20 protein-coding genes and 2 tRNA genes are annotated in these 23,532 nt (G+C 65.9%); 9 read left to right on the top strand and 13 right to left on the bottom strand.

Annotation, left to right across the window (positions count from 1 at the left end; translation table 11 throughout):
- Positions 1 to 15 precede the first annotated feature (15 nt).
- Positions 16 to 1,620, bottom strand: a complete 1,605-nt coding sequence (gene cysS, locus V6584_RS06230) for a cysteine--tRNA ligase (protein ID WP_404802607.1) — start codon at positions 1,618 to 1,620, stop codon at positions 16 to 18.
- Positions 1,621 to 1,710: 90 nt separating this feature from the next.
- On the opposite strand from cysS, the gene V6584_RS06225 reads away from it, so the two are divergent.
- The gene (locus V6584_RS06225; protein ID WP_340469621.1) at positions 1,711 to 2,430 is read left to right on the top strand and encodes a type 1 glutamine amidotransferase; all 720 of its coding nucleotides are present in this window, start codon (positions 1,711 to 1,713) and stop codon (positions 2,428 to 2,430) included.
- A gap of 73 nt (positions 2,431 to 2,503) precedes the next feature.
- Here V6584_RS06225 and V6584_RS06220 read toward each other — a convergent pair whose 3' ends face one another.
- The 8 genes from V6584_RS06220 to coaD all read right to left on the bottom strand — a co-directional run bounded on the left by V6584_RS06220 (position 2,504) and on the right by coaD (position 10,651).
- Complete coding sequence (locus V6584_RS06220; RefSeq protein WP_340469620.1) at positions 2,504 to 4,534, bottom strand: ABC-F family ATP-binding cassette domain-containing protein; 2,031 nt, start codon at positions 4,532 to 4,534, stop codon at positions 2,504 to 2,506.
- Positions 4,535 to 4,588: 54 nt separating this feature from the next.
- Positions 4,589 to 5,143, bottom strand: coding sequence for an acetolactate synthase small subunit (ilvN, locus tag V6584_RS06215; protein ID WP_340469619.1), 555 nt, complete (start codon positions 5,141 to 5,143; stop codon positions 4,589 to 4,591).
- A 17-nt stretch (positions 5,144 to 5,160) separates the two neighbouring features.
- Positions 5,161 to 7,233 carry a biosynthetic-type acetolactate synthase large subunit gene (gene ilvB / locus V6584_RS06210; RefSeq protein ID WP_340469618.1) on the bottom strand — a complete coding sequence of 691 codons (2,073 nt, stop codon included), beginning with the start codon at positions 7,231 to 7,233 and terminating at the stop codon, positions 5,161 to 5,163.
- A 54-nt stretch (positions 7,234 to 7,287) separates the two neighbouring features.
- The gene (gene rnc, locus V6584_RS06205) at positions 7,288 to 8,079 is read right to left on the bottom strand and encodes a ribonuclease III (protein ID WP_404802636.1); all 792 of its coding nucleotides are present in this window, start codon (positions 8,077 to 8,079) and stop codon (positions 7,288 to 7,290) included.
- Positions 8,080 to 8,288: 209 nt separating this feature from the next.
- Positions 8,289 to 8,483: a 50S ribosomal protein L32 gene (gene rpmF / locus V6584_RS06200; RefSeq protein ID WP_340469616.1), complete on the bottom strand. Its 195-nt coding sequence runs from the start codon at positions 8,481 to 8,483 to the stop codon at positions 8,289 to 8,291.
- A 109-nt stretch (positions 8,484 to 8,592) separates the two neighbouring features.
- Positions 8,593 to 9,216 carry a YceD family protein gene (locus V6584_RS06195; RefSeq protein WP_340469614.1) on the bottom strand — a complete coding sequence of 208 codons (624 nt, stop codon included), beginning with the start codon at positions 9,214 to 9,216 and terminating at the stop codon, positions 8,593 to 8,595.
- Positions 9,213 to 10,160, bottom strand: a complete 948-nt coding sequence (locus V6584_RS06190; protein WP_340469613.1) for a cell division protein — start codon at positions 10,158 to 10,160, stop codon at positions 9,213 to 9,215. The genes V6584_RS06195 and V6584_RS06190 overlap by 4 nt, the downstream gene beginning before the upstream one ends.
- Positions 10,157 to 10,651 (bottom strand): pantetheine-phosphate adenylyltransferase, encoded by a 495-nt coding sequence (gene coaD / locus V6584_RS06185; protein ID WP_340469612.1) that lies wholly within the window; start codon positions 10,649 to 10,651, stop codon positions 10,157 to 10,159. Before coaD ends, V6584_RS06190 begins: the two co-directional genes overlap by 4 nt.
- A gap of 180 nt (positions 10,652 to 10,831) precedes the next feature.
- Between coaD and V6584_RS06180 the strand changes: the two genes are divergently transcribed.
- Positions 10,832 to 11,122 (top strand): DUF3039 domain-containing protein, encoded by a 291-nt coding sequence (locus V6584_RS06180; RefSeq protein WP_340469791.1) that lies wholly within the window; start codon positions 10,832 to 10,834, stop codon positions 11,120 to 11,122.
- A 15-nt stretch (positions 11,123 to 11,137) separates the two neighbouring features.
- On the opposite strand, the gene V6584_RS06175 is transcribed toward V6584_RS06180, so the two are convergent.
- Complete coding sequence (locus V6584_RS06175) at positions 11,138 to 12,157, bottom strand: aldo/keto reductase (protein WP_340469611.1); 1,020 nt, start codon at positions 12,155 to 12,157, stop codon at positions 11,138 to 11,140.
- 1 nt (position 12,158) lies between these two features.
- A complete protein-coding gene (locus tag V6584_RS06170) occupies positions 12,159 to 13,490 on the bottom strand; it encodes a nicotinate phosphoribosyltransferase (RefSeq protein WP_340469610.1) in 1,332 nt (443 codons plus the stop codon).
- Between the two features lie 166 nt (positions 13,491 to 13,656).
- On the opposite strand from V6584_RS06170, the gene V6584_RS06165 reads away from it, so the two are divergent.
- The 5 genes from V6584_RS06165 (at position 13,657) to V6584_RS06145 (ending at position 19,592) form a co-directional block, all read left to right on the top strand.
- Positions 13,657 to 14,313 (top strand): Pr6Pr family membrane protein, encoded by a 657-nt coding sequence (locus V6584_RS06165; RefSeq protein WP_340469609.1) that lies wholly within the window; start codon positions 13,657 to 13,659, stop codon positions 14,311 to 14,313.
- A 214-nt stretch (positions 14,314 to 14,527) separates the two neighbouring features.
- On the top strand, positions 14,528 to 15,292 hold the full coding sequence (rph, locus tag V6584_RS06160; protein WP_340469608.1) for a ribonuclease PH: 765 nt from the start codon (positions 14,528 to 14,530) through the stop codon (positions 15,290 to 15,292).
- A gap of 46 nt (positions 15,293 to 15,338) precedes the next feature.
- Entirely contained in the window at positions 15,339 to 16,070 is a 732-nt protein-coding gene (locus V6584_RS06155; protein WP_340469790.1) for a non-canonical purine NTP pyrophosphatase, read from the top strand.
- Between the two features lie 2 nt (positions 16,071 to 16,072).
- The gene (locus tag V6584_RS06150) at positions 16,073 to 17,095 is read left to right on the top strand and encodes a class C sortase (RefSeq protein ID WP_340469607.1); all 1,023 of its coding nucleotides are present in this window, start codon (positions 16,073 to 16,075) and stop codon (positions 17,093 to 17,095) included.
- 520 nt (positions 17,096 to 17,615) lie between these two features.
- Positions 17,616 to 19,592, top strand: coding sequence for an isopeptide-forming domain-containing fimbrial protein (locus tag V6584_RS06145; RefSeq protein ID WP_340486266.1), 1,977 nt, complete (start codon positions 17,616 to 17,618; stop codon positions 19,590 to 19,592).
- Between the two features lie 301 nt (positions 19,593 to 19,893).
- On the opposite strand, the gene V6584_RS06140 is transcribed toward V6584_RS06145, so the two are convergent.
- Together V6584_RS06140 and V6584_RS06135 are read right to left on the bottom strand one after the other, a co-directional pair.
- Positions 19,894 to 19,975: transfer RNA gene (locus V6584_RS06140), tRNA-Leu, on the bottom strand.
- Between the two features lie 169 nt (positions 19,976 to 20,144).
- Positions 20,145 to 20,217, bottom strand: a tRNA-Thr gene (locus V6584_RS06135).
- Positions 20,218 to 20,391: 174 nt separating this feature from the next.
- Between V6584_RS06135 and V6584_RS06130 the strand changes: the two genes are divergently transcribed.
- Positions 20,392 to 21,516 carry a mannose-1-phosphate guanylyltransferase gene (locus V6584_RS06130; RefSeq protein ID WP_340469604.1) on the top strand — a complete coding sequence of 375 codons (1,125 nt, stop codon included), beginning with the start codon at positions 20,392 to 20,394 and terminating at the stop codon, positions 21,514 to 21,516.
- A gap of 244 nt (positions 21,517 to 21,760) precedes the next feature.
- Positions 21,761 to 23,455, top strand: a complete 1,695-nt coding sequence (pgi, locus tag V6584_RS06125; protein ID WP_340469603.1) for a glucose-6-phosphate isomerase — start codon at positions 21,761 to 21,763, stop codon at positions 23,453 to 23,455.
- Positions 23,456 to 23,532 lie beyond the last annotated feature (77 nt).

Here is a 23,532-nt window from a genome sequence, read left to right as displayed (position 1 = left end):
GAGGGGATGCCGGTATCATCCCTCCAGGTGCCAGGCGGACCCCTCGGCGGTGTCCTCGATGGTGACGCCGACCTGGGCCAGCCGGTCCCGGATGGCATCGGCTCGGGCGAAGTCCTTGGCCCGCCTGGCCTGGTCCCTGGCCTCCAGCTGGGAGCCGACCAGACCTTCCAGGGCTGCGGCGGCCCTCTCGTCCGAGGGGGCCGCGCCGGACTCCCACTGCGGGTCCAGGGGATCCAGACCGAAGACGTCGAGCATGGCCCTGACCTGCAGGAGGTCATCCTTCACGTCGACATCCTCCCGGCCCTCCTCCGCCTCCTGGCCGGACAGGGCGGCGTTGTCCCTGCGGATGGTGGCGAAGACGGCGGCCAGAGCCTGGGAGACATTGATGTCATCGTTCATGGCATCCACAAAGGCGGGGGGGAGGCGGTCGGCATCCAGGCCGGTCACCTGCTCCCGGGAGGGCTGTCCGCCCAGGGCCTGACCAGCTCTGTCGATGAAGCCGCAGATCCTCTCGTAGGCGGCTCGGGACTCCCTCAGGGTCTGGTCCGACCACTCGAGCATGGAACGGTACTGCACGCTGACCAGGGCGTAACGGACGACCCAGGCCGGATGCTCCTCCAGGACCTTTTTCACCGACAGGCCGTTGCCCAGGGACTTGCTCATCTTCTCGCCCTTCTGGGTCACCCATGCGGTGTGCATCCAGCGGTGGGCGAACCCCCAGCCGGCGGCCCGGGATTGGGCCATTTCGTTTTCGTGGTGTGGGAAGCGCAGGTCCAGCCCGCCCCCGTGTATGTCGAAATCGTCACCCAGATAACGGTGGCTCATGGCCGAGCACTCCAGGTGCCAGCCCGGCCGGCCCGTACCGAAGGGGGTCTGCCAACGGGCCGTCATGGGGTCGGTCGGCTTGGATGCCTTCCACAGGGCGAAGTCCCTGGGATCGCGCTTTCCGGGCTCCTGGTCGTCTTCCGAGGGGTTGTAGGGGTCGTCGGCCCCGGATGCCTGGGCATCCACGCTGGGCCCCATCCTGTCGGCGACGGCGGCCTGCTCATCGGCGGCCCGGCTCCCCTCCCCCTGGTGGGTGAGCTCACCGTAATCGGGCCAGGAGGACACGTCGAAGTAGACATTGCCCGAGGGCTCCCCGTCGGCATCGGGAACCACATAGGCATGGCCCCTGTCGACGATCCGCCTTATCAGGTCGATCATGTCGGGTATGTGGCCTGTGGCCCTTGGCTCGTAGGTCGGGGGGAGGGCGCCCAGGGCATCATAGGCCTGTGTGAACTCCCGCTCGTATATGTAGGCCCGTTCCCACCAGCGCTGGCCCGCCGCCGCCGACTTGGCCAGTATCTTGTCGTCGATGTCGGTCACGTTCCTGATCAGGGTGACCTGATAGCCCAGTCTGGTCAGCCAGCGGCGGATGACGTCGAAGGCCAGGGTCGTCCTGATGTGGCCCACATGGGGGGAGCTTTGGACGGTGGCGCCGCACACGTAAATCCCCACCTGCCCGGGCACGATGGGTCGGAAGGGGGTCACCTGGTGGCAGGCCGTGTCGTACAGGTGCAGGCCGGCTGCGGCCCGGCTGACACCACCCTTGGAAACATGCGGTTCTGAGCTCATAGCCATACTGACGAGGGTATCCAGCCGAGACGACATGAGGGGCCGGTCGGGGCCAGGCGTATGACCCCCTAGCCACTCCTGTGCAAGAATGGGGGTATGGCTAAACCAAGTGTGCTCGTCGTGCAGCATGTGGAATGGGAGAGGCCGGGGCGGATTCTGGAGAGCCTTCAGGATTGCGGTCTGGGCGTGGACATAGTCAATGTGGTCGACCGGAAGAAGCCGGACCTGCCGGCCCCCGGTGACCTGGCCGGCCTGGTCCTCATGGGAGGGCCCATGGGGGCCGCCGACTATGACCGCCATCCCGGGCTCAAGGCCGAAACGAAGTTGGTCAAGGCCGCCCTTGCCGCGAATCTGCCCCTGCTCGGAGTCTGCCTGGGCCACCAGATTATTGCCCGGGCACTGGGGGCGGCCGTCACCAGGGCCCGGCAGCCGGAATACGGCATCAGCCCGGTGCGCTGGGTGGGGGACGACGACGACATCGCCATGTGGAGCAAGAGCACGGATGTCCTCCAATGGCACGCGGATGAGGTGAGCCTGCCGGCCGGGGCCAAGCTTCTTGCCCGATCCCGCCGGACACGCGTACAGGCCTTCAGGGCCGGTTCGGCCCTGGGCCTCCAGTTCCATCTGGAGGTGACCCTCCCCCTCTTCGACGAGTGGATGGATCAGCCCGAGATGGTTGCGGACATGGATCGTTCCAAGCTGGAGGAGATCAGGGAGGGTCTGGTTGAGACCATGCCCCAGATGCAGCCGCTGGCCGATTCGATCTTTTCCGCCTTTGCGGCCCGCTGCCTCACTTTCGCCGGACAGGCCGGGTGAACCTCCATCCTGTCGCAGAGGCCGGGATCCTTCCGGGATCGGCCCGTACCTCCGCCCCACTCCCGGAACAGGCTCACTCCAGCTGTTCTCCGATGGCCAGCCACTCCTCCTCCAGGTCGGCGGACTGGCCCTCCAGCTCCTTGAGCCGGCTGTTGAGTTTGTTCAGGCCCTCGTAGTCACTGGGGTCATGCTCGGCCATCCTGGCCTCGACCTGCTCGCGTTGGTCCGTCAACTTGGACAGCTTGCGTTCGATGGCGGATGACCGCTTGGCCAGGTTCCTGCGTTCCACCCTCTCCCGCTTGGCCTCGGCCGGATTGTCCGCAGGAATCGAGGGTTCCTCGGGTGCCGGCCCGCCACCGCCGGCCGCCCCGGCGGGCCGGGATGCATCCGTCCCCGCGGGGGCCGGTCGACCGTCCTGGCCCCCTTCGACCATGTCCAGGTAGTCCTGCACCCCGCCAGGCAGGTGGACCACCTTGCCGTTCATCAAGGCGAACTGCTGGTCGGTCACCCGTTCCAGCAGGTAACGGTCGTGGGAGACGACGATCAGCGTGCCCGGCCAGGAGTCGAGGAGGTCTTCCATGACCGCCAGCATGTCCGTGTCCAGGTCGTTGCCGGGTTCGTCCATGATCAGGACATTGGGCTCGTCCAGGAGGATCAGGAGGAGCTGCATCCGCCTCTTCTGGCCGCCTGATAGGTCCTGGATCCGGGTCATCAGCTGGGAGCTGGCGAAGCCCAGCCTCTCCATCAGCTGGCTGGTCGACACCTCCTTGCCATCCACCATATAGGTGGGCTTGTAGCGGCTGAGGACCTCCTTGATCCGGTACCTGCCCAGTTTCTCGAGTTCGTCCAGGCGCTGGGTGAGGACGGCGAAACGGACCGTCTTGCCTACCTTGACATACCCGGCGGTGGGTTCCACCCGGCCGTCGATGACGCCCAGGAGGGTGGACTTGCCGGCCCCGTTCGCCCCGACGATGCCGAAGCGGTCCCCGGGACCGATCAGCCAGGTGACATCGTCCAGGACCTTGCGTCCACTGACCGTCCTGGTCCGGGCCGTCCTGGTCCCGTCCGCCCCCTCGACCTCTTCAGTGACCCGGACCGACCCGGTGACCGGGGTCTGAGGGTGGAGGGAGGGGACCAGCCCGACCTGTCCGGTCCGCCCGTCCGCCCCGTCTGCATGCTCTGCGGAAGGCTGCCCGGCTAGGGGCTCATCCTCGTAGATCTTGGTGACCCCGTTCAGGTCGACCACCTGCTTGCCCAGACGGGCCGTGGCCATCTGCCTGAGCTGCAGGGTGTCACGCATGGGGGGGACATCTGCTATGAGCTCCCTGGCGGCCTTCACGTGGAACTTCTGCTTGGTGGCCCTGGCCCGGGCCCCCCGGGTCAGCCAGGCCAGCTCCTTGCGGGCCAGGTTGCGCCGCTTGGTCTCGGCCAGGTCGGCCTGTCGGTCACGTTCCACCCTCTGGAGGATATAGGCGCTGTAGCCCCCCTCGAAGGGGTCGATCACCCCGTCGTGGACCTCCCACATGGATGAGCAGACCTCGTCCAGGAACCAGCGGTCGTGGGTGACCAGGAGGAGGGCGCCGGAGTTTTTGGACCAGCGGTTCTTCAGGTGTTCGGCCAGCCAGTGGATTGTGACCAGGTCCAGATGGTTGGTGGGCTCGTCCAGGGCCAGTATGTCCCAGTTCTTGAGCAGGAGGCGGGCCAGGTCGACCCGTCGGCGCTGCCCGCCCGACAGGGTCCCCACCCTGGCATCCAGCTCCAGACCGCCCAGGAGGGCCTCGACGATGTCCCGGGAGGAGGTGTCGGCGGCCCACTCGTAGTCGGCCCGGTCTTCCAGGGCGGCCTTTCTGACCGTGTCCTCATCGTGGAGGGGGTCCCTCTGTTCCAGCAGGCCGAAGGTCAGCCCGCCCCGCCTGGTCACCCGCCCCTGGTCTGGTTCCTGCCGGCCCGCCAGGAGTTTGAGGAGGGTGGACTTCCCGTCTCCGTTCCGGCCGACTATGCCGATCCTGTCCCCTTCGAAGACCCCCTGGGTCACATCGGTGAAGATGGTCTTCGTGGCGAAGGAGAGGGATACATGTTCCAAACCGAGATCGTAAACGGGCATGATTCCTTAATCTACCGCCAGGCTTGGATTGCCCCGCCCCCTTCCTCTGCGGGCTCAGGGCCGCACGGGACGTCCCGACGGGACCTTGTCGCTCAGGGCCTTCGGACCACGGGTGACGGCGACCGCCCCCGAACGGACCAACTCGACGATGCCGAAGGGCCTGAGCAGGCCCAGGAGGGCTTCCAGCTTGCCCTCGGCCCCGGTGGCTTCGATCGTCAGGGACTGGGGATGGACGTCGACCACCCTGACCCTGAAGAGGTTGACGATTTCCAGCACGTCGGACCTGGTCTTCTCATCGGCCTTCACCTTGATCAGGACCAGCTCGCGCTCCACCGCGTCGGCCCCCGACAGGTCGACGATCTTGAGGACGTTGACCAGCTTGTTGAGCTGCTTGATGATCTGCTCCAGGGGGACGGCTTCGACGGCGGCCGTCACGGTGATCCTGGAGATGTCGCTGCGCTCGGTCGAGGAGACCGACAGGGAGCTGATGTTGAAGGCCCTCCGGGCGAAGAGCCCGGTCACCCGTGCGAGGACGCCAGGACGGTTCTCCACCATGATGGACAGGGTGTGGCGCTCCGATGCCCCGGCCTGTTCGGGATTCTCGATCATATCCGTGACCTCCTGCTTCACTCGTCCCCGGTCTTCCGCTCGTTTCCAGTCTTCCGCTCATGCCCGGTCCGCCGTCTGATCCTGACCTGGGCCACCCCTCCGTCCGCAGGCGGGAGTCCTTGCGCAGGGGCCTGCGGGGATGCATCCACCCTGGCCCGATCCTGCATGGGGGTTGAAGGGCCGGCGGCATCGTCGGCCGATTCGGCCCCGGACCCGGTCCCGGCATCCAGACGCCTGCCTCCTGCAAGGCCTACGCGGGCCAGGGGAAGGACCCCGGGGCGGTAGATCAGGTCGTCCAGGGAACCGCCGGGGGGCACAAGGGGCCAAACGGCGGCCTGGGGGCTGATGCGGAAGTCGATCAGGACAGGACGGTCATCGCTCGCCTGGGCCTGGGAGATCGCCTGGAGGGCCTCCTCCCGGGTTGTGGCCCTCAGCCCCATGCAGCCGTAGGCCTGGGCCAGGGCGACGAAGTCGGGCGCTTCGACCTCCAGGCCGGTCGTCCTGCCGGGGGCGGCGTCGGAGGAGGTCGGCCGGCCCTTCATGTACTCGTCCCATTGGTCGATCATCCCATAGGAGGCGTTGTCGAGTATGGCGATTTTCAGGGGCAGGCCCTCTTGTCGGGCCGTGGCCAGTTCCTCTGAAGTCATCTGAAAACCGCCGTCGCCCGCTATCAGCCAGACGGACCGGCCGTCCTTCAGGTCGCTCACCCCCCTGGCTGCCCCGATGGCTGCGGGCAGGCCGTATCCGCTGGTCCCAAGCCCGCAGGAGGTGACCCAGGAGGAGGCGGCCTCCAGGTCGATGAACTGGCTGGCCCACATCTGATGCTGGCCCACGTCGGTCACCCAGACCGTATCCGGGCCGGCCTGGGAGCTGATACGGCCGATCACCCACTGTGGTGCCAGGGATCCGTCATCCGGTTCTTCGAAGGTGGTCGGGTAGGTGGTCTTCCAACCCTCCACTACTCGCCACCAGGAGGTCAGGTCCGGATGCCCGCCCGAAGCCTTCGCCTTTTCCACCCTGGGGATCAGGTCATCCAGGACCAGGGCGGCGTCACCCACGATGGGGACGTCGGCCCGCCTGTTCTTGCCGATTTCGGCCGGGTCCACATCGATGTGGACCACCCGGGCGCCCGGGGCGAAGGAGGCGGGGTCGCCGGTCACGTGCTCGTCGAACCGGGCGCCGATCGCCACCAGGAGGTCGCATGCCTGGATGGCCCCATTGGCCGCAACGCTCCCGTAGATGCCGGGCATCCCCACATAGGCGGGGTCTGAGTCGGGGATGATTCCCCTGGCCGGCAGGGTGGTCACCAGGGGCGCCCCTGCCACCCTTGACAGGCGGGCCACCTGCCTGCCGGCGCCGGACCGGACCGCCCCGCCCCCCACGTAGAGGAGGGGGCGGTGGGCGGTGGCGATCAACCCGGCGGCCTCGGTCAGGACCCGGCCATGGGCCCGGGTGACGGGGTTGTATCCGGGCAGGAAGGGCTTGAGCGGACGGGTGTAGCGGGTTTCCGCCTCCTGGGCGCTGGTGGTCACGTCGACCACGACCGGGCCCGGCCGGCCGCTTGCGGCTATGTGGTAGGCCTGGGTCATGACGGAGGGGATATCATCCGCCCTGGTGACCAGGTAGGAGTGCTTGACGACAGGGTAGGTGATCCCCACGATGTCGGCCTCCTGGAAGGCATCGGTGCCGATGGAGGAGGCAGCCACCTGGCCGGTGATGACCACCAGGGGGACGGAGTCCATCATGGCATCGGCGATCGGGGTCACCATGTTGGTGGCAGCCGGGCCGGAGGCCACCATGCAGACGCCGACCTTACCGGTGGACAGGGCATAGCCCTCGGCTGCATGGCCAGCCGCCTGCTCATGCCTGGTCAGGGTGAAGCGTGGTCCCGACAAGTCGTCCAGGGCCTGAAGAAGGGCCAGGTTCTGGCCGCCGGGAACCCCGAAGACCTGAGTGACACCCAGGTCCATCAGGGAGCGGACCAGGGCCTGCGCCCCGGTCATCCTCTCCCCATGGCCAACCGGCCGGGCCTTGTCGTCCGACCTGTCATGAATCGAATTGAACGCTTGCAGGGGGGTGGGTTGAACCATGTCATCCTTTCCGACAACCCGGGAGCCCGTCCAGCGGACCCCGTGTCAGTCATTCTATGCGTCCCGGCCGGTCTTTGCGGCCTCCCGACGGGCGTCCAGGGTCTTCCACCCCATTTCCGCCGCTGCCAGCTGGGCCTTCCGCTTGCTGGTGGCCCTCCCGGTCCCGATGACCTCCTCGTCATCGCCCAGGCTCAGCCTGGCCGTGAATTCCTGGGCGTATTCGGGTCCGGAGACGGCCATGGCGTAATGGGGGTCCCCCAGGCCCATCTCGTGGGCCTTGACGGTAACGGATGTCTTCCAGTCCAGGGCAGGACCCTCGGTGGCCACCTCGGCCAGGGTGTCGTCGATCAGGGCATGGACGGTGACCCTGGCCCCCTCTATCCCGTGCTCCAGGAAGACGGAGCCGATCAGGGACTCGACCGTGTCGCAGAGGATGGAATCCTTGTCGCTGCCGCCGTTCTCGGCCTCACCCTTCCCCAGGAGGATGTAACCGCCCAGGTGGAGTTTGGTCCTGGCTATGGCCGACAGGGCCTCTTCCGAGACGGCCTTCGCCCTCATCTTGGCCAGCTGGCCCTCGGTCATGTCGGGATGGATGCGGAAGAGGGTCTCTGTGGCCACCAGTTCCAGGACGGCATCGCCCAGGAACTCCAGACGCTCGTTGTTGGGCATGCCTGGATGCTCATGGGCGTAGGAACGGTGGGTGAGCGCATGGATCAAGAGTTCCGGGCTGATCGTGGATTGCAGGGCCCCGAAGAGTTCCCCCGTCGGCGTGCCGGCCTGGTCATCCTGCGGGGGCCGGCCGGTCCCCGTCCTTTCCTGCTCGTCGTTTTCGGTCCTGCCGACCATGCCATCACCTGACCTTTCGTTCCTGTGCATCAAGTATCCACCTGTATCGATCCATCGGCGTGGCAGAACCCCCCGGTGGCCCGTCAACCCCCGCCTGGGGACCGCCCCGCCTGCGGGGAGGGGGGGTCCTGCGGAAACAAAAGAACCCCGCCACCCGTCGATGGCAGGGTTCCCTGGCGTCAGCCGCTCCCGCGGCCTCGGCCCTCAGCTCACTTGCTGAACTGCGGCCGGATGGCGTCGCGGTACATGCGGCCGTGATACATCCCGCAGCTGGGGCATGCCATGTGGGGCAAGGCCGGAGCTCCGCAGTTGGGGCAGGTCACCGTGGCGGCGGCTTGCGTCTTCCAGTTGGCGCGACGCGAATGCGTGTTGGCGCGCGATGTCTTGTACTTAGGCAGTGCCATGACTTTCCTCTGTTTCGATCGAATGATTGAGCTTAAGCGTAGAGCAGTTTAACGCGGGGTCTGGTCTTTGTCATCCCCCGCACCGATATGCGCGGGTCGCCTCCCGGTGTCAGCGCCCGGGTTTCCCACCCTCCTGGCCGGGCTCCTCCGGGGATTCCTCAAGCTTGCGCTTGATTTCCTCCAGGGCAGACCACCTGAAGTCGGTCACCTCATGATGGTGGTCCGGATGCTCGTTCAGGTTGATCCCGCACTGAGGGCACAGACCCTTGCAATCGGGTCGGCAGAGAGGTTTGACGGGTAGGGCGTCGACCAGTTCGTCTCTCAGGAGGGCCTCGAGGTCGGCGAAGGCGCCACCCTCGGCCAGGGGGTATTCCTCCTCGGCCTCCTCGTCCTCGCCGACCACGAACTCTTCCTTCCCGTGGTACTTCTCTTCAGGGGGCTTGTAAGGGAAGAAGGCGACAACATCCAGATCCAGGTCCCGTGAAATCGGGGTCAGGCAGCGGACGCACTCGGCATGGAGGGGGGCCCTGACATGGCCGTTGAAGATCAGACCGTCCACAATCGAGTCGAAGGAGCCTGAGACGTGGACCGGGGCCCCCTCCTTGACCCCGCAGATCGTGTCGCCGATCCCGTCGGGTGCGGGGAAATCGGCATCCACCTGCCTGCTCCGACCTGCCCTGGCCGCCACCTGGGCCACTGAAACCGCCCAGGGGGAGTCCTCCGGTCTACTCATCTGCCCGTCTCCTCATGTCCTGCATTCATGGCTCGCGCCGCCTCCTGCTCCCGGGTCTTGAGGACCCCCAGGCCGGCGTTCACGTCCTGCTTGAACTTGTCCAGCTGACCATCCAGGGCCTGCATGACCTGGGCGGCATAACCGTCGGCCCCCTGCACCAGCTTGTCGGCCTGCGCCTGTGCCTGGTCGATGATGGTGCGGGCCTTGTCCTGGGCGATGGCGACCACGTTCTCCTGCCCTGCCAGGAACTGGGCCTGGTCGCCCGCCTCCTTGACGATGTCCGCCGCCCGGCTCTGTGCCGCGGTGACGGTGGCGTTGGCCTGCGTCTGGGCGGCATCCAGTCTGCGCTGGGCCTCCCTCATCAGTGCCGACGCCCGTTCCAATTGGACGGGGAGCATCTTTTTGAGGTCGTTGAGCTCGTCGGTCAGCTCCTCCCGGTCCAGCTTGACCATGCCCGGGCTGAGGATGAGGGACTTGGAACCGTCCAGGGTGGACTGGATCCTGTCGATGATGTCATAGACGGTGGTGAACTCCTCGCGGGACTTGTCCCCTCCGGATTCGTCCAGGTCGGCCCGGGAGGGTTGTTCCTGGGCGTGGTCTTCCCGCATGTCGGGCAGGGAGGCCAGATCGATGGGGGCGCCGGTCCGTGAGGCTTTGATCTGGGATGATTCGGTCGAGTCGTCCTCCGGGACGGAGGGGTCCATGACCGGTTCGGCGCCGGGCCGGGAGGACCCGGACCCGGGCACCCCGCCTCCCGCCTGGGCCGGTCCCTCAGCCTGTCCGTCCGCAGGGGCCTGCGATCCGTCCGTCCGGTCGGCCGCCATGGCCCCGTCCTGTTCGGTGGCCTCCCGCCGGAAGCGGACATCCACCCCCGCCGTGTCGTCCGAAACCTGCGTGCCCTTGGGGTCTTCCCCCGTCTGCCCGTCTGACTTTTCCACCATCATCGGCCCTTCTCCATGTTCAGTACACCGGTGAGCTTGTCCACCACGCTGTCGGGCACCATCCCGGTGATGTCGCCGCCGTGGCGGGCCACATCCTTGACGATGGTGCTGGATATATGTTCCTTGACCGGGTCGGCCGGCAGGAAGAGGGTCTCCACCCCGGCCAGTTTCCTGTTCACCAGGGCCATGCCCAGTTCGGCCTCGTAGTCGCCGTTCTGCCGCAGGCCCTTGACGATGACCCCTGCGCCCACCTTCTTGCAGTAGTCCGTGATCAGTCCGTCCGTGGCGCTCACCGTGATCGACCCGAATCCATCGGCATCAAGGGCCTGCCGTATCATGGCCACCCGCTCGCCCTCCGAGAAGAGGGGGGTTTTCGTCGCGTTTACGGCCACCACCACGTGGACCGATTCAAAGAAGCAGGCACACCGTTCGATGACATCCATGTGCCCGGAGGTGACCGGGTCGTACGACCCGGGGCAAACAGCTATCGTCATGTCTTATACACTACCGCGCCACCTGGAGACGGCGGTCGCGGCCGGTCCCCGGCGGGTCAGCGCCCGCCCGGCCGTTTCCGCTTGGCAGAGGCCCGTCCGGTGGCTAGCATGGGGGGCATGGTTCCTTCATTTTCCCAGTTGACCCCATCAGGTCTCCCCTGCGAATCCGCCCTGCCCGCCATGGATGCGGACCAGCCCGTCTCCCCCCTGTCCGACCCGGATTCCTCCACCGGCACGGCCGTTCTGGAGCGGCCCGAGACCAAGGAGGAGACGGAACGGAGCGATGAGGGCGACGCCGACAGGTTCGCCCACTACGTCTCCAAGGATCGCATAGCCGAATCCCGTCTGACCGGTCGCCCGGTCGTCGCCCTCTGCGGCAAGGTCTGGGTCCCCAAGCACGACCCCTCCCAGTACCCGGTCTGCCCGGACTGCAAGAGGATTTATGAGGAGATGACCCGGGGCGGGAAGTGATCGTCGGCCGGTGACTCAGGCCCAGGCCGCGGATAGCCTGTCGATCTCTTCCAGCTCCTCCCCGGCGAAGTCCAGGTTCTCGAGGGCCCCCAGATCGTCGAGGATCTGCGAGGGTCGGGAGGCGCCGACGAGGACGCTGGTGACCGCCCTGTCCCGGAGGAGCCAGGCCAGGGACATCTGTGCCAGGGATTGGCCCCTGGACCTGGCAAGGTCGTTGAGCTTCCTGGTGATTTCCAGGCGGGCGGGGGTCAGGTCCGACCTCTTCAGGAAGCGTCCGCCCCTGCCGATCCGGCTGTCATCAGGCACCCCGTTCAGGTAACGGTCGGTCAGGAGCCCCTGTGCCAGGGGACTGTAGGTGATGACGCCCTTTCCCGTGGCTGCGGCCGCCTCCTTCAGCCCGTTGCGCTCCACGGTCCTGTCAAGAATCGAGTAACGGTTCTGGCAGATGACGAAGGGGCAGTGGAGTCCGTCCAATATGGCGCAGGCCTTCTTCAGGGTGGGTCCATCGTAATTGGACAGGCCCGCGTAGAGGGCCCGTCCGCTGGTAACGGCCTGATTCAAGGCCCCCATGGTCTCTTCCAGGGGGGTGTCAGGATCTGGCCTGTGGTGGTAGAAGATGTCCACATAGTCAAGATTCAGCCGCTTCAGGCTGGCATCCAGGCTGGACAGGAGGTACTTGCGGCTGCCGCCGTCGCCATAGGGGCCCGGCCACATGCCATAGCCGGCCTTGGTGCTGACGATCAACTCGTCCCTGTGACCGCGGAAGTACCGCGTCAGTATCAGTCCGGCATTGCGCTCGGCCGCCCCCTCATCGGGTCCGTAGTTGTTGGCCAGATCGAAGTGGGTGATCCCGTGGTCGAAGGCGGTGAAACAGATCCGCCGCATCGTATCCATGCTCGACAGGTCGCCGAAGTTGTGCCAGAAGCCCAGGCTGATGGCAGGCAGCCTCAGCCCGCTGGTCCCGCAGGGCCGGTACGGCATGGAGGAATAACGGTCCTCGGCCGGCAGGTAGGTTTCCTCTTGGAATGTCGTCATGTCAGATCACCTCGGTCAATGTGGGGATGACGGGCTCGCCCTTCATCAGGCTGAGGGCGCTGATGGGCATTTCCGACAGGGAACGGGCCCGGTGTTCGTTGGCCCGGGGTAGGGCGTCCCTACCCTGGTAGGAGGTGTCGGCCTGGCCGTGGACCATGTAGTCGACCAGGAGGTCCCGCCACCCCTCGTCGGGCCGGAAGGAGGCCAGGGCTTCCTCGTCCCCGGCCACCACGTGTTCGGCCTCGGCCAGGTTGTACTCATATGAGCGGTAGGCCAGCTTCCTTCCAGGAAGGTTGGCCTTGCCCACCGACTTCTTGGCCACGGGCTCCATCCTCCCGGAGGCCCCTTCGCGCTCGGTCAGCTTGTAGACCATGGCGCAGGTCGGCGCCCCCGACCCGGTCACCAGCATGGTACCGACCCCGTAGGAGTCCACCGGGGCCGTCTGCAGGGAGGCGATGGCGTACTCATCCAGGTCGTTCGTCACCGTGATGGTCGCCTTCGTGGCCCCCAGGGCGTCCAGCTGGTTGCGCACCCGCTGTGCCAGGGAACCCAGGTCGCCCGAGTCTATGCGCACACCGCCCAGATCCGGTCCGGCCACCTCCACGGCCGTCTTGACCGCATCCTCCACGGAGTAGGTGTCGGTCAGGAGGGTGGTGTTCCTGCCCAGGGCGTCGATCTGGGCCACGAAGGCCTCGCGCTCGCTGTCATGCAGGAGGGTGAAGGAGTGGGCCGCCGTCCCTATGGCCTTGATTCCATACAACCTGGCGGCCAGGAGGTTGGAGGTGCCCTGGAATCCGCCTACCACGGCGGCCCGGGCGGCTGCCACCGCCGCCCCCTCGCTGGCCCGCCTGGCCCCCATGTCCATGCAGGGCCGGCCCTTGGCGGCCGAGACCATGCGGGAGGCCGCCGAGGCCACGGCTGAATCGTAATTGAGGATGGACAGGATGATGGTCTCCAGGAGGGTGCACTCCCCGAATCCGCCTTCCACCTGGAGGATGGGGGAGTCGGGGAAGAAGAGCTCGCCCTCCCTGTACCCCCTGATGTCTCCCGTGAAGCGGAAGTCCTCCAGCCAGTCGATGGTCCGTCCGCTGACGATGTGGTTGTCGGAGAGGAAGCGCAGTTCGTCCTGCGTGGGGTGGAAGTCCCTGATGGCATCCAGGATCCGGCCCGTCCCGGCGACCACCCCGTACCGTCGGCCTTCCGGCAGGTGACGGGTATAGACCTCGAAGACACACCTGCGGTCGGCGGTGCCGTCCTTGAGGGCTGCGTCAAGCATGGTGTATTCGTACATATCGGTCATCAAGGCGGTGGACGCCTCTATATTTCGATTCATGGGACCCCATTCGCGGTAGAAGCGGGCTGGTGCACGGCCCTTATAGCGCTTCCAGTCTAACCGTCCTATGCGATTGTCCGCCGGATTGTGCCTCCCCTTGCAATCGCCCCAGCGTGACGGGCGCCAGGGGCCCCTCATCGCAGGCGGGCGGGGATAGACTGGCCACATGAGATTCGTGACCTCCATCTACCGGTTCGCCCTGGCCGCCCTCTGCCTGGTCGGCATGCGTGACGCCTGGCCCCTGGGTGCGGTCGGCAGGTGGGTCTACCTGACCTATCAGGGCAATCTTGCCCTGGCCCTGGTCATGCTCTGGGCGGGTGCGGCCACCCTCCTCAAGGGGGTTCAGCCGCCTGCCTGGCTCAAGGGTTGCGTCACCTTTTACATGGCCCTGATAGGGCTGACGGTCCGCCTGTCGGCCCAGGGGATCCTGCCGGCCGGCCCGACCCTCCTACCCGGGATCGACGTCGCCACCCTCCTCCAGGTGGTCACCCCCATCATGGCCTTCGTCGATTTCATTCTCTTCGATCCCCACCGCCGCTTCGCCTGGCACTACACGCTGACCTGGCTGGCCTACCTGCCCGTCTACATCGGCTTCGTCCTGGTACGGGCTTCCGTCAGCCCCCATGGCGGACCGGGGGCGGGAGGGAGCCCCTATCCCTCGGCCCTGCTCGACCTTTCCCATCTGGGATGGGGGAGAATGACCGTGAACATGGCCGAGGGCCTGGTCTGCTACTTCGCCCTGGCCCTGGCCCTCTTCCTGGTTGACAGGATCCTGCCGGCAGCCACACCCTTGACGGCCGGTCCGGCCCGGGGCCGGCGGTAGGCAGGGGTCGGACCTTTGCCGTTTGACGGTCCCAGCCGGCCGGGCCTTGTCTGCTTGCCCCTATAGCGTGTGAGGAAATGAACGGGCGGCCTTGTGCCGGGCGGACGGTTCCTGCGGTGAGCGGTCGGATATGGGAGGAGACACCTGGCCCGTCACCCTGGTCTCAGGGGTCCTGGCGGTGTGCGGTCGAACATGGAGGGAAAGGTGTGATTCCATGGTGGAGAACAATGACAGATCAAACGGACAGGTGACACCCAGGTCGGACGGCAGGGCCGTGGACCAGTTGAGGCCGGTGACCATAACCCGCCACTGGACCGATGCGCCCGAGGGTTCCGTCCTCATCCAGTGTGGCCAGACCAGGGTCATGTGCACGGCCACCTTCACCCCCACCCTTCCCCGCTGGCGCAAGGATTCCGGCCTGGGCTGGGTCACTGCCGAATACGCGATGCTGCCCCGGGCCACCAGTGAGCGCACCGCCCGCGAATCCGTACGTGGGAAGGTGGGCGGCAGGACCCAGGAGATAAGCCGGCTGATAGGGCGCTGCCTGAGGGGGGTGGTCGACATGAGGGCCCTGGGCGAGAACCAGGTGCAGATCGACTGCGACGTGCTCCAGGCCGATGGGGGCACCAGGACCGCCTCGGTGACCGGTGCCTACGTGGCCCTGGTTGATGCTCTCACCTGGGCGCAGGAGAACCACCACATCGCCAGTGCGGACAGGGTCCTCAAGGACCAGGTTTCAGCGGTGTCGGTGGGGATCATAGACGGAAGGCCCGAGCTGGACCTGCCCTATGTCGAGGACAGCCGGGCCATGACGGACATGAACGTGGCCATGACCGGCTCGGGTGACTTCATCGAGATTCAGGGGACAGCCGAGGGCAGGCCTTTCAGTGCGGACGAACTGACCTCCCTTCTTTCCCTGGCCGCCAAGGGGAACAGGGAACTCCAGGAGGCTCAGCGTCGGGCCCTGGCGGGGGACTGAGCGGACAGGCAGGTGCATGATGACGGGAACAGGGCTGCCAGGGGGCGTGAAGGTGGTCGTCTCCACCCACAATCGGGGCAAGCTGGTTGAAATCAGGCGGCTCCTGGATGAGGCCGTGGGGGAGGGGGCAGCCAGGATACGGCTGGTGACTGCCGGTGAGTTGGGTCTGCCCGACCCGGTGGAGACCGGGGTCACCTTCGAACAGAACGCCCTCCTCAAGGCCCGTTTCGCCTCCAGCCGTACAGGTCTGCCCGCCCTTGCGGACGACTCGGGGCTCGTGGTGGACGTGATGGGGGCTGCACCCGGCATCCTTTCGGCCCGGTGGAGCGGCAGGCACGGTGATGACCAGGCCAACATGGACCTCCTCCTCGCCCAACTGGAGGACATCCCCGATGGGGCCCGGGGGGCGGAATTCGTGTGCGCCGCGGCCCTGGTCCTTCCTGGGAACCGGGCTGCCGCAGGGGCCGGTGCGGCTGATGCCCGACCCGGCCGGGCGGACCCCGACGGGGGCCCAGCCGGGGCAGGGGGGAAGGATGAGGTTGTCCGCCTGGGGCGGATGCGGGGCAGGATCGCCCGGGAGCGGGCAGGGGAGAACGGCTTCGGCTACGACCCCATCTTCATCCCGGACGATCAGCCCTCTGTCCTGGCCGGTCGTGTCCCCCCACTCACATCCGCCCAACTGACACCTGACGAGAAGAACGCCATGTCTCACAGGGGCAAGGCCTTGCGCGCCATCGTCCCCTGTCTTCTTGCCGCCTTGGGGCAGGAAGAGGCCTGATCATGTCAGGGCCTGTCCGCAGTAAGGGTGAGGGGGACGGTCCTGGCGGTGCGGCAGGGTCCAGCCGGAACACCGGTGACGGGGACGACTTCGAGCGCCTGGTCGCCCCGCAGGCGAACGGAGGCGTGGGTCGGACCGATACCGTCGGTCTCGTCCTCCAGGTCATGATCGTCTTCTGCGTCCTGGCGGCGGTGGGCAGCCTGGCCTGGATACCCATAGCCCAATGCATCCATGGCCGGCAACAGACCTATGAGGCCGAGGCGGCCCGCCGGAGGTTCTCGGCCTGGCCCGAGGGGGAGGCATCCTCCCACAGGCGCAGGGCCGACGAGTACAACCGCAGGCTTGCCGCCTCGGGACAGACCGTTCTGGGAGAGGCCCCGGACCCCTTCGTCAAAGGCGGCGGGGGAGGTTCCCTCTCCGGCAGGGACCGGATCTACCGTGCCCTCCTGGATGACGGGCACGGGGTCATGGGGACGATCATCATCCCCGGCATTTCGGTCAAGATGCCCATCTACCACGGCACGGCGGACAGGGAACTGGCCCGTGGTGCGGGCCACCTGTACGGGACCAGCCTGCCCGTCGGCGGGAAGGGCACCAACGCCGTGATCTCGGGCCACCGCGGTCTGCCGGGTTCGCTCCTGTTCACCCGGCTTGACGAGCTCAGGCGGGGGGATGTCTTCTACGTCGAGACCTTGGATGAGACCATGGCATACCGGGTAAGGTCCATCGAAGTGGTAGACCCGGATGACATACACCTATACAAGGTCGTGCCGGGACGTGATCTGGTCACCCTGATGACCTGCACACCGTACGGGGTCAATACTCAACGTCTGGTTCTGACCGGGGAACGCTGGGATACGACCCATCCAGCCCCCTATCCGGAGGGGGGTCCGGGTGATGGAAGACTGGTCGGAGGTCTGGTCGCGCTCGGCCTCTCCCTCCTGGGTCTTCCCCTGGTCGGCCTGGCCCGCAGGAAGGGGCCTGTCCGTCACAGGTCGGTCCACGGCGGTCCACAGGGGTGCTGAGTCCGGGTTTCATCTGTCGGCGGAATCTGTCGCCGTCGTGGCCCGAATTCTTCCCTTTTCCGCCGATGCCCTTGTGCCGGTTGGACTCCTGCGGCGTGTCGACATCAAAAGTGAAACGAAACATCATGTTTAATTAATTAAGCTTACTAACAAATGTCTCGATAGTGACCGATGATGTTTGTCATCAGCAGTTCAAGGGACGCATCGCAAGGCGAAATTTCCGGCCTTGTGGTTCCGGACTGCTCGTGGGCACCACCGCCGGCCGGCAGGATGAACGGGCAGGCGGCAGATGAAGGAATCCTGCGCGACGGTCTGTCACAGGGGGGTGAGACCGCAGGCGGGGGCAAGAGGGCCGTCGCCCAGGAAGGGCGGCGACAGCAAGCGTCGAATCGTATCGACATAAGGAAAGTTCCGATGATTCGGGCGGTGCCGGCCGTCAAGACCGGTCCGGCGGGTCATGGGTGAGGACCCTGCCCGCAGGTTGGCATTGGTCCCGGACGTTGGAACGGTAAGGAAAATGATGCACAAGCAGGCATGCAAGTCCGGCAGATTGGCCGCCGTTGCCGCCATGACGGTGGCCTTCGGGCTCTCCCTCATGGGGGCCGCACCGGCATCTGCGGCACCGGAGGGGGTGGTCGAGTCCTTGGACAAAAACGCAAGGATCGTCCTCACGGGTGCCCAGGAGGACCACCAGTACAGGGCGGTCCGCATCGGCACTTACGGGAGGGCCACCGTAGACGCTCCGGGCAATCTGACCAGCCTTGAGGTCGGGACCGTTGACGACGAGGTCGTGAAGAAGGCCGTGGACAGGGCCTTCGCGGCCGCCAAGGCCAAGAACGACCTGCCCGATGATCCGGTGGCGGAGGCCGCCTTCGCCGACAACCCCATAGGCCGGATCGCCACAGAGTGGCTGGGCTTTCATGACGGCAAGGTGACAACGAACCGTGATGAGACCTCCAACATGGAGAGCGCGGGGTTTGCCGGCCCCCTGAGGGATTTCGTCACCGAGTTGACCCATGATGCCGATTTCCAGGATCTCGTGGTCAAATCCCCTTTCATATCGGAAAAGGAGACGGACAAGGTCATCATCAGGGGCGCCCTTGATGGAGCCACCCCTGTCGAGGGGAAGATCCCCATGCCCGAAGGCCTCTACATCGTCGAGGACACCACGGGTCTGGAAAGGGGGACTGATGTAACCTCGAATTCCATCCCCATGCTGGTGGGCACCTGGGTGGGTGCCCGCCACAACCGTTTCCTCAACAACGACGAACACTCCGCCATGCCCACCCTGGGCGAGGTCCGGGTGAAGCGCAGCTCGGTCAATCTGAGCAAGCGGTTGGTCAAGGACCAGGAGCGTGGGGCCTCCGCCTCGATCGGCGACTACCTCAAGTACCAGATCGACACCCAGGTCCCCCTGACCACCGGATACGAAGGCTTCACATTCAAAATCACCGACACCGCAGGGCGCGGCCTGGACTTCATCAACAGGTCCAGGAGCGAAGACCCCGCCCATGGCTACCTGGTGCAGACCTCCCGTGATGGCGAGGAATGGACCGACCTGCGGAACGGGGCCGGGCAGACCGTCTATACCGTCACCACGAACTCCTCCCAGGCGGACCGCGGCCAGACCCTGACCGTCTTCGACTTCATAGGCATCCAGAAGATGACCTACCAGACCAGGATCCGGATTACCTACTCCATGCAGGTGAATGACCAGGCAGGACCCGACAACCTCAGCAACGTCGCCGTACTCAGGTATTCAGACGACCCCAACGAGGACGGGATCGACCCGGACACCGGTGAGACCATGTCGACCAGTGAGATAACGGCGGACGGCGAGGATGGGCAGGAGGGCGACGCCCGGGCTTATGTATACGCCTTCTCCCTGCACAAGCAGGACAAGTCCACGGGCCATTCCCTGACCGGCGCCCGGTTCACCGTCACCCGGAAGGGGGACCAGACCCCGATCGTCTTCCGTCCGCAGACCAAGGAGGGCAGCCTTGAAGCCCAGCCCGGCTCATATAAGAAGAGCGTGGACCAGGGCGAGATCAGGGCCGATGAGAAGGACAGGACCACGGTCCTGACCGTCAGTGACGCGGACGGGAGCAAGGGGCTCCTCCACCTTGCCGGACTCGGCTCCGGCGTCTACACCGTCACGGAGGTCAAGGCCCCCGACGGTTACTCGGAAGCTTTCAAACCCTCCTTCGAGGTGACCATCGCCCCGACCAGGACCCAGGTTGCAGGCCGGGAGGTGGTCGACGCCTCCAAGCCCCTGATCGGCAATGCGTCCGACGACTGGGACCTGGTCCCCGCTGCCGTCGCCACCCCCCTGACGGAGAATAGCCTGATCAATGTGAACAACGTGCATACCGTCACCCAGCTCCCCATGACGGGAGGGGCCGGCATCGCGCTCGCCCTCCTCGTCTCCCTGCTTCTCATGATTTCCGCAGGCCTGCTGGTCGTGGTCAAGTCCAGGCGTGCGACCGCGGGGGCCTGATGAAAAGCCGCCCCCGGCCGGGTGCCGTTGATGTGTGACGGCCATGGGCGGGGGCTGGGCCCTGACCGAAACAGCGGGAGCACTTCCCCACTCCCGGGGTCCGGGTCCGATTGCAAGAAACAAGGGTGCATCCGCATCGGCGCGGGTGCACCCTTCCTTGTCTTGTCCGGCAGATCGCCGGTTGAGGGGGCAGGCTTCTTTTCACCTGTCCTTTTCCGCGTCTGTACCTGAGGCCAGTCTTTCGTCAGCCCCTGTAAGGCCGTATATTCCCGGCCGGTGGGGGGGGGAGCGTTGACTCCGGTGCGCGAGATGGGACTTGAACCCACACGTCCGAAGACACAGGAACCTAAATCCTGCGCGGCTACCGATTACGCCACTCGCGCCCTGCCGGGAGGTGAGGAACCCGGTGCCACCCATGGTAACAGCTCTTGGACGGTCTGCGGGGCGGAGTGGTGGAGGCATGCTGAAGGAGCGGCTAGGGGAGCGGGGGAGTGCAGGAGTGGAAGGGTCGGAAACCGGGCTACGGGTTAGAAGGAAGGCGATAAGGGGGAGAGCCACTTGACAGAATCGAACTGTCGACCTTCTCATTACGAGTGAGACGCTCTGCCAACTGAGCTAAAGTGGCCTGTCGCCTTGCTCCGAGGACCTGCATGCCAGATTCCGGCTCAATGCGACAAAGATAAATGATACATGATGCCCGGGATAAGGTCATCCGGTCAGGAACGTGTTGTGTCGGCGGCCGTCGCCCACCCTGCGGAACGCCGGCCTGGGTGTACAAGCTTGTTGACAGAATGGGGGCATGACCCTCGACGATTTCTATGCCATCATTCCCGCCGGTGGCGTCGGGACCCGGCTCTGGCCCCTCAGCCGCCAGGCCCGCCCCAAATTCCTCTTCGACCTGCTCGGTTCGGGCAGGACCATGATCCAGGCCACCTTTGACCGGTTGGCCGGCATCTGCGGGGGCGACCACGTGGTGGTCAGCACGGGTCAGTCCCATGTGGATGCGGTCCGCCAGCAGCTTGGCGCCCTGAGCGACGACGCCATCTTCGCCGAACCGGTCCCTCGGGATTCCACGGCCGCCATAGCCCTGTCCACGGCAGTTCTGGCCAGAAGGCACGGCGGTTCCATCGTAGTGGGCTCCTTCGCCGCCGACCATGTCATCCGTGACGACAGGGCCTTCACAAGGTCGGTGGAGGAGGCCGTGGCCGTGGCCAGGGCCGGATACGTGACCACGATAGGCATGGCCGCCTCCCGCCCCTCGACCGCCTTCGGTTACATCCACCAGGGGGACTCCCTGGCCGCCGACATCCCCCAGGCACCGGATGCCTGCCTGGTCAGCGAATTCGTGGAGAAGCCGGATGCGGCCACGGCCCAGGCCTATCTGTCCACAGGGGAGTACAGATGGAATGCCGGCATGTTCGTCATGAGGGCCGATGTCCTCATGGAAAGCCTGGAACGTTTCGTCCCCGACCTCTACGGGTCGGTCATGTCGATCGCCGAGGTCTGGGACCGGGGTGGCGACCAGCGGCGCAGGGCCATGGAGGAGTACTGGCCCGGCATCGAGAAGATCGCCTTCGATTACGCCGTGGCCGAGCCCCTCTCCCTGGCCGGCGGCGTGGCCATGGTGGCAGGCGGGTTCGGTTGGGACGACATAGGTGACTTCAATTCCGTGGCCGCCCTCCTGCCATCCGCCGACAGCCGGAACATGAAGATCCTGGGCGATGCTGACAATCTGGTCTGCCTGGACTCGGCTGGAGACATGGTGGCCCCGGCGGCGGGCAGGACCGTGGCCCTCCTGGGGGTGGACGACATGGTGGTCATCGACACCCCTGACGCCCTGCTCGTGGCCCCCCGTGCCCGCAGCCAGGAGGTCAAGGACCTTGTGGCCAAGTTGGCCGAGTATGGCCGCGACGACATCCTCTAGGCCGGACGGGACCCCGTCGTCTGGCTCCCTGGCTTTCACCTGGCCCCTTGGCCCTGGCCGGGTCGACCTGCGGGGATGACCTGTCCGGGTGGACCCCGGCCTCCGGGTCGCCCGGGAATCGGGTTGCCTTTTGTTTTCTTCTGTCCGCTTTTGTGAGTACTTTTGGAGTCATCCAGGGTGGTGCCGCCCCCAGCGCGGCACGGGGCCCTGGATACCGACGAAGTCATGAAAGGACCTGATTCCAATGGCCATCAATCCCCCTGTAGATGCGACCAAGACCCCGGCCTGGGCCGCCCTGCAACATCATTTCAACGATTTGCAGGACAAGGGCATCGACCTGCGCGAGTGGTTCGCCGACGACCCTGAACGTACGGAAAAGCTCAGTTTCGAGGCCGGTGACCTCCATTTCGACCTTTCCAAGAATCTGATAACCCCCGAGACCCTGGGCCTGCTGGCCCAGCTGGGCAGGGAGGTCAGACTGGACGAGCGGATCGAACAGATGTTCAACGGGGTCCACATCAACAACACCGAGGACCGGGCCGTCCTCCACACCGCCCTGCGCCGGCCCGCCCAGGAGGAGGGCAGCCTCATCGTCGACGGGCAGGATGTGGTCAAGGACGTGCGTGAGACCCTGGGCCGCATGTACGACTTCGCCGACAAGGTCCGCTCCGGCCAGTGGACAGGTGTGACCGGCAAGAAGATCCAGACCGTGGTCAACATAGGCATCGGCGGGTCGGACCTCGGCCCTGTCATGGCCTACGAGGCCCTGAAGCCATATGCGGACGCCGGGATCAGCGCCCGCTACATATCCAACATCGACCCCAACGACCTGGCCGAGAAGACCCGGGACCTGGATCCGGAGACCACCCTCTTCATCATCGTCTCCAAGACCTTCACCACCCTGGAGACCCTGACCAACGCCCGCGAGGCCCGCACCTGGCTCCTGGAGAGCCTGTCGGCCAAGGGGGTCCTGGACGGCTCCGAGGCAGGGCGTGCCGAGGCCATCCGCCGCCACTTCATCGCCGTCTCCACGGCACTTGACAAGGTCCAGGCCTTCGGCATCGACCCGGCCAACGTCTTCGGCTTCTGGAACTGGGTGGGGGGAAGATACTCGGTGGATTCCGCCGTGGGCATCTCCCTCGCCATCACGATCGGCCCCGAAGGCTTCGAGGACTTCCTCAAGGGCTTCCATGAAATCGACGAGTATTACAGGAAGACCCCCTTCGAGCGGAACGTGGTCGCCCTGATGGGACTGCTGAACGTCTGGTACGTCAATTTCTTCGGCGCCCACTCCCATGCCGTCCTCCCCTATGACCAGTACCTCCACCGCTTCCCCGCCTACCTCCAGCAGCTGACCATGGAATCCAACGGCAAGTCGGTGCGCTGGGACGGCACCCCCGTGACCTCCCTGACCGGCGAGATCTTCTGGGGGGAGCCCGGGACCAACGGCCAGCACGCCTTCTACCAGCTGATCCACCAGGGGACCCGTCTGATTCCGGCCGACTTCATAGCCTTCGCCAACACTCCCAACCCCGCCAAGGACGGGGACCAGGACGTGCACGAGCTCTTCCTGGCCAACTTCTTCGCCCAGACAAAGGCTCTGGCCTTCGGGAAGACGGCCGATGAGGTGCGGGCCGAGGGGACCGACGAAGCGATCGTCCCCGCGCGTGTATTCACGGGCAACCGGCCCACCACCTCCATCTTCGGCGATGAACTGACGCCCTACGCCCTGGGCGAGCTGATCGCCCTCTACGAGCACATCACCCTGACCGAGGGGACCGTGTGGGGGATCGACTCCTTCGATCAGTGGGGTGTCGAATTGGGCAAGAAGCTTGCCAAGGAGATCACCCCGGCCATATCCAGGGATGACCAGGCCCTTGCCGAGCAGGACCAGTCCACCCGTTCCCTGATCGAGTTCTACCGCGCCCACCGCCGCTGAGCGGGCTGACCCGTCTGAACCCGGGGTCCGGCGGGAAGCCTTATTCCGCCGTTGCGGCGGCAGTGGGCGGGCCATGC

Origin of the sequence: Bifidobacterium favimelis, assembly GCF_037963085.1 — a bacterium.
Taxonomy (GTDB): Bacteria; Actinomycetota; Actinomycetes; order Actinomycetales; family Bifidobacteriaceae; genus Bombiscardovia; species Bombiscardovia favimelis.
Note: the sequence above shows the minus strand (reverse complement) of the source record. Positions and strands in the feature narration are given on the sequence as shown.

Coding starts and splice junctions, on each gene's coding strand:
- V6584_RS06225 (WP_340469621.1), top strand. CDS start 1,711: ATGGCTAAACCAAGTGTGCTCGTCGTGCAGCATGTGGAATGGGAGAGG.
- V6584_RS06180 (WP_340469791.1), top strand. CDS start 10,832: ATGGATGCGGACCAGCCCGTCTCCCCCCTGTCCGACCCGGATTCCTCC.
- rph (WP_340469608.1), top strand. CDS start 14,528: ATGGTGGAGAACAATGACAGATCAAACGGACAGGTGACACCCAGGTCG.
- V6584_RS06145 (WP_340486266.1), top strand. CDS start 17,616: ATGCACAAGCAGGCATGCAAGTCCGGCAGATTGGCCGCCGTTGCCGCC.
- V6584_RS06150 (WP_340469607.1), top strand. CDS start 16,073: ATGTCAGGGCCTGTCCGCAGTAAGGGTGAGGGGGACGGTCCTGGCGGT.
- ilvN (WP_340469619.1), bottom strand. CDS start 5,143: ATGATCGAGAATCCCGAACAGGCCGGGGCATCGGAGCGCCACACCCTG.
- coaD (WP_340469612.1), bottom strand. CDS start 10,651: ATGACGATAGCTGTTTGCCCCGGGTCGTACGACCCGGTCACCTCCGGG.
- V6584_RS06195 (WP_340469614.1), bottom strand. CDS start 9,216: ATGAGTAGACCGGAGGACTCCCCCTGGGCGGTTTCAGTGGCCCAGGTG.
- cysS (WP_404802607.1), bottom strand. CDS start 1,620: ATGGCTATGAGCTCAGAACCGCATGTTTCCAAGGGTGGTGTCAGCCGG.
- V6584_RS06220 (WP_340469620.1), bottom strand. CDS start 4,534: ATGCCCGTTTACGATCTCGGTTTGGAACATGTATCCCTCTCCTTCGCC.
- V6584_RS06130 (WP_340469604.1), top strand. CDS start 20,392: ATGACCCTCGACGATTTCTATGCCATCATTCCCGCCGGTGGCGTCGGG.
- ilvB (WP_340469618.1), bottom strand. CDS start 7,233: ATGGTTCAACCCACCCCCCTGCAAGCGTTCAATTCGATTCATGACAGG.
- rnc (WP_404802636.1), bottom strand. CDS start 8,079: ATGGTCGGCAGGACCGAAAACGACGAGCAGGAAAGGACGGGGACCGGC.
- V6584_RS06165 (WP_340469609.1), top strand. CDS start 13,657: ATGAGATTCGTGACCTCCATCTACCGGTTCGCCCTGGCCGCCCTCTGC.
- V6584_RS06170 (WP_340469610.1), bottom strand. CDS start 13,490: ATGAATCGAAATATAGAGGCGTCCACCGCCTTGATGACCGATATGTAC.
- V6584_RS06190 (WP_340469613.1), bottom strand. CDS start 10,160: ATGATGGTGGAAAAGTCAGACGGGCAGACGGGGGAAGACCCCAAGGGC.
- pgi (WP_340469603.1), top strand. CDS start 21,761: ATGGCCATCAATCCCCCTGTAGATGCGACCAAGACCCCGGCCTGGGCC.
- V6584_RS06175 (WP_340469611.1), bottom strand. CDS start 12,157: ATGACGACATTCCAAGAGGAAACCTACCTGCCGGCCGAGGACCGTTAT.
- rpmF (WP_340469616.1), bottom strand. CDS start 8,483: ATGGCACTGCCTAAGTACAAGACATCGCGCGCCAACACGCATTCGCGT.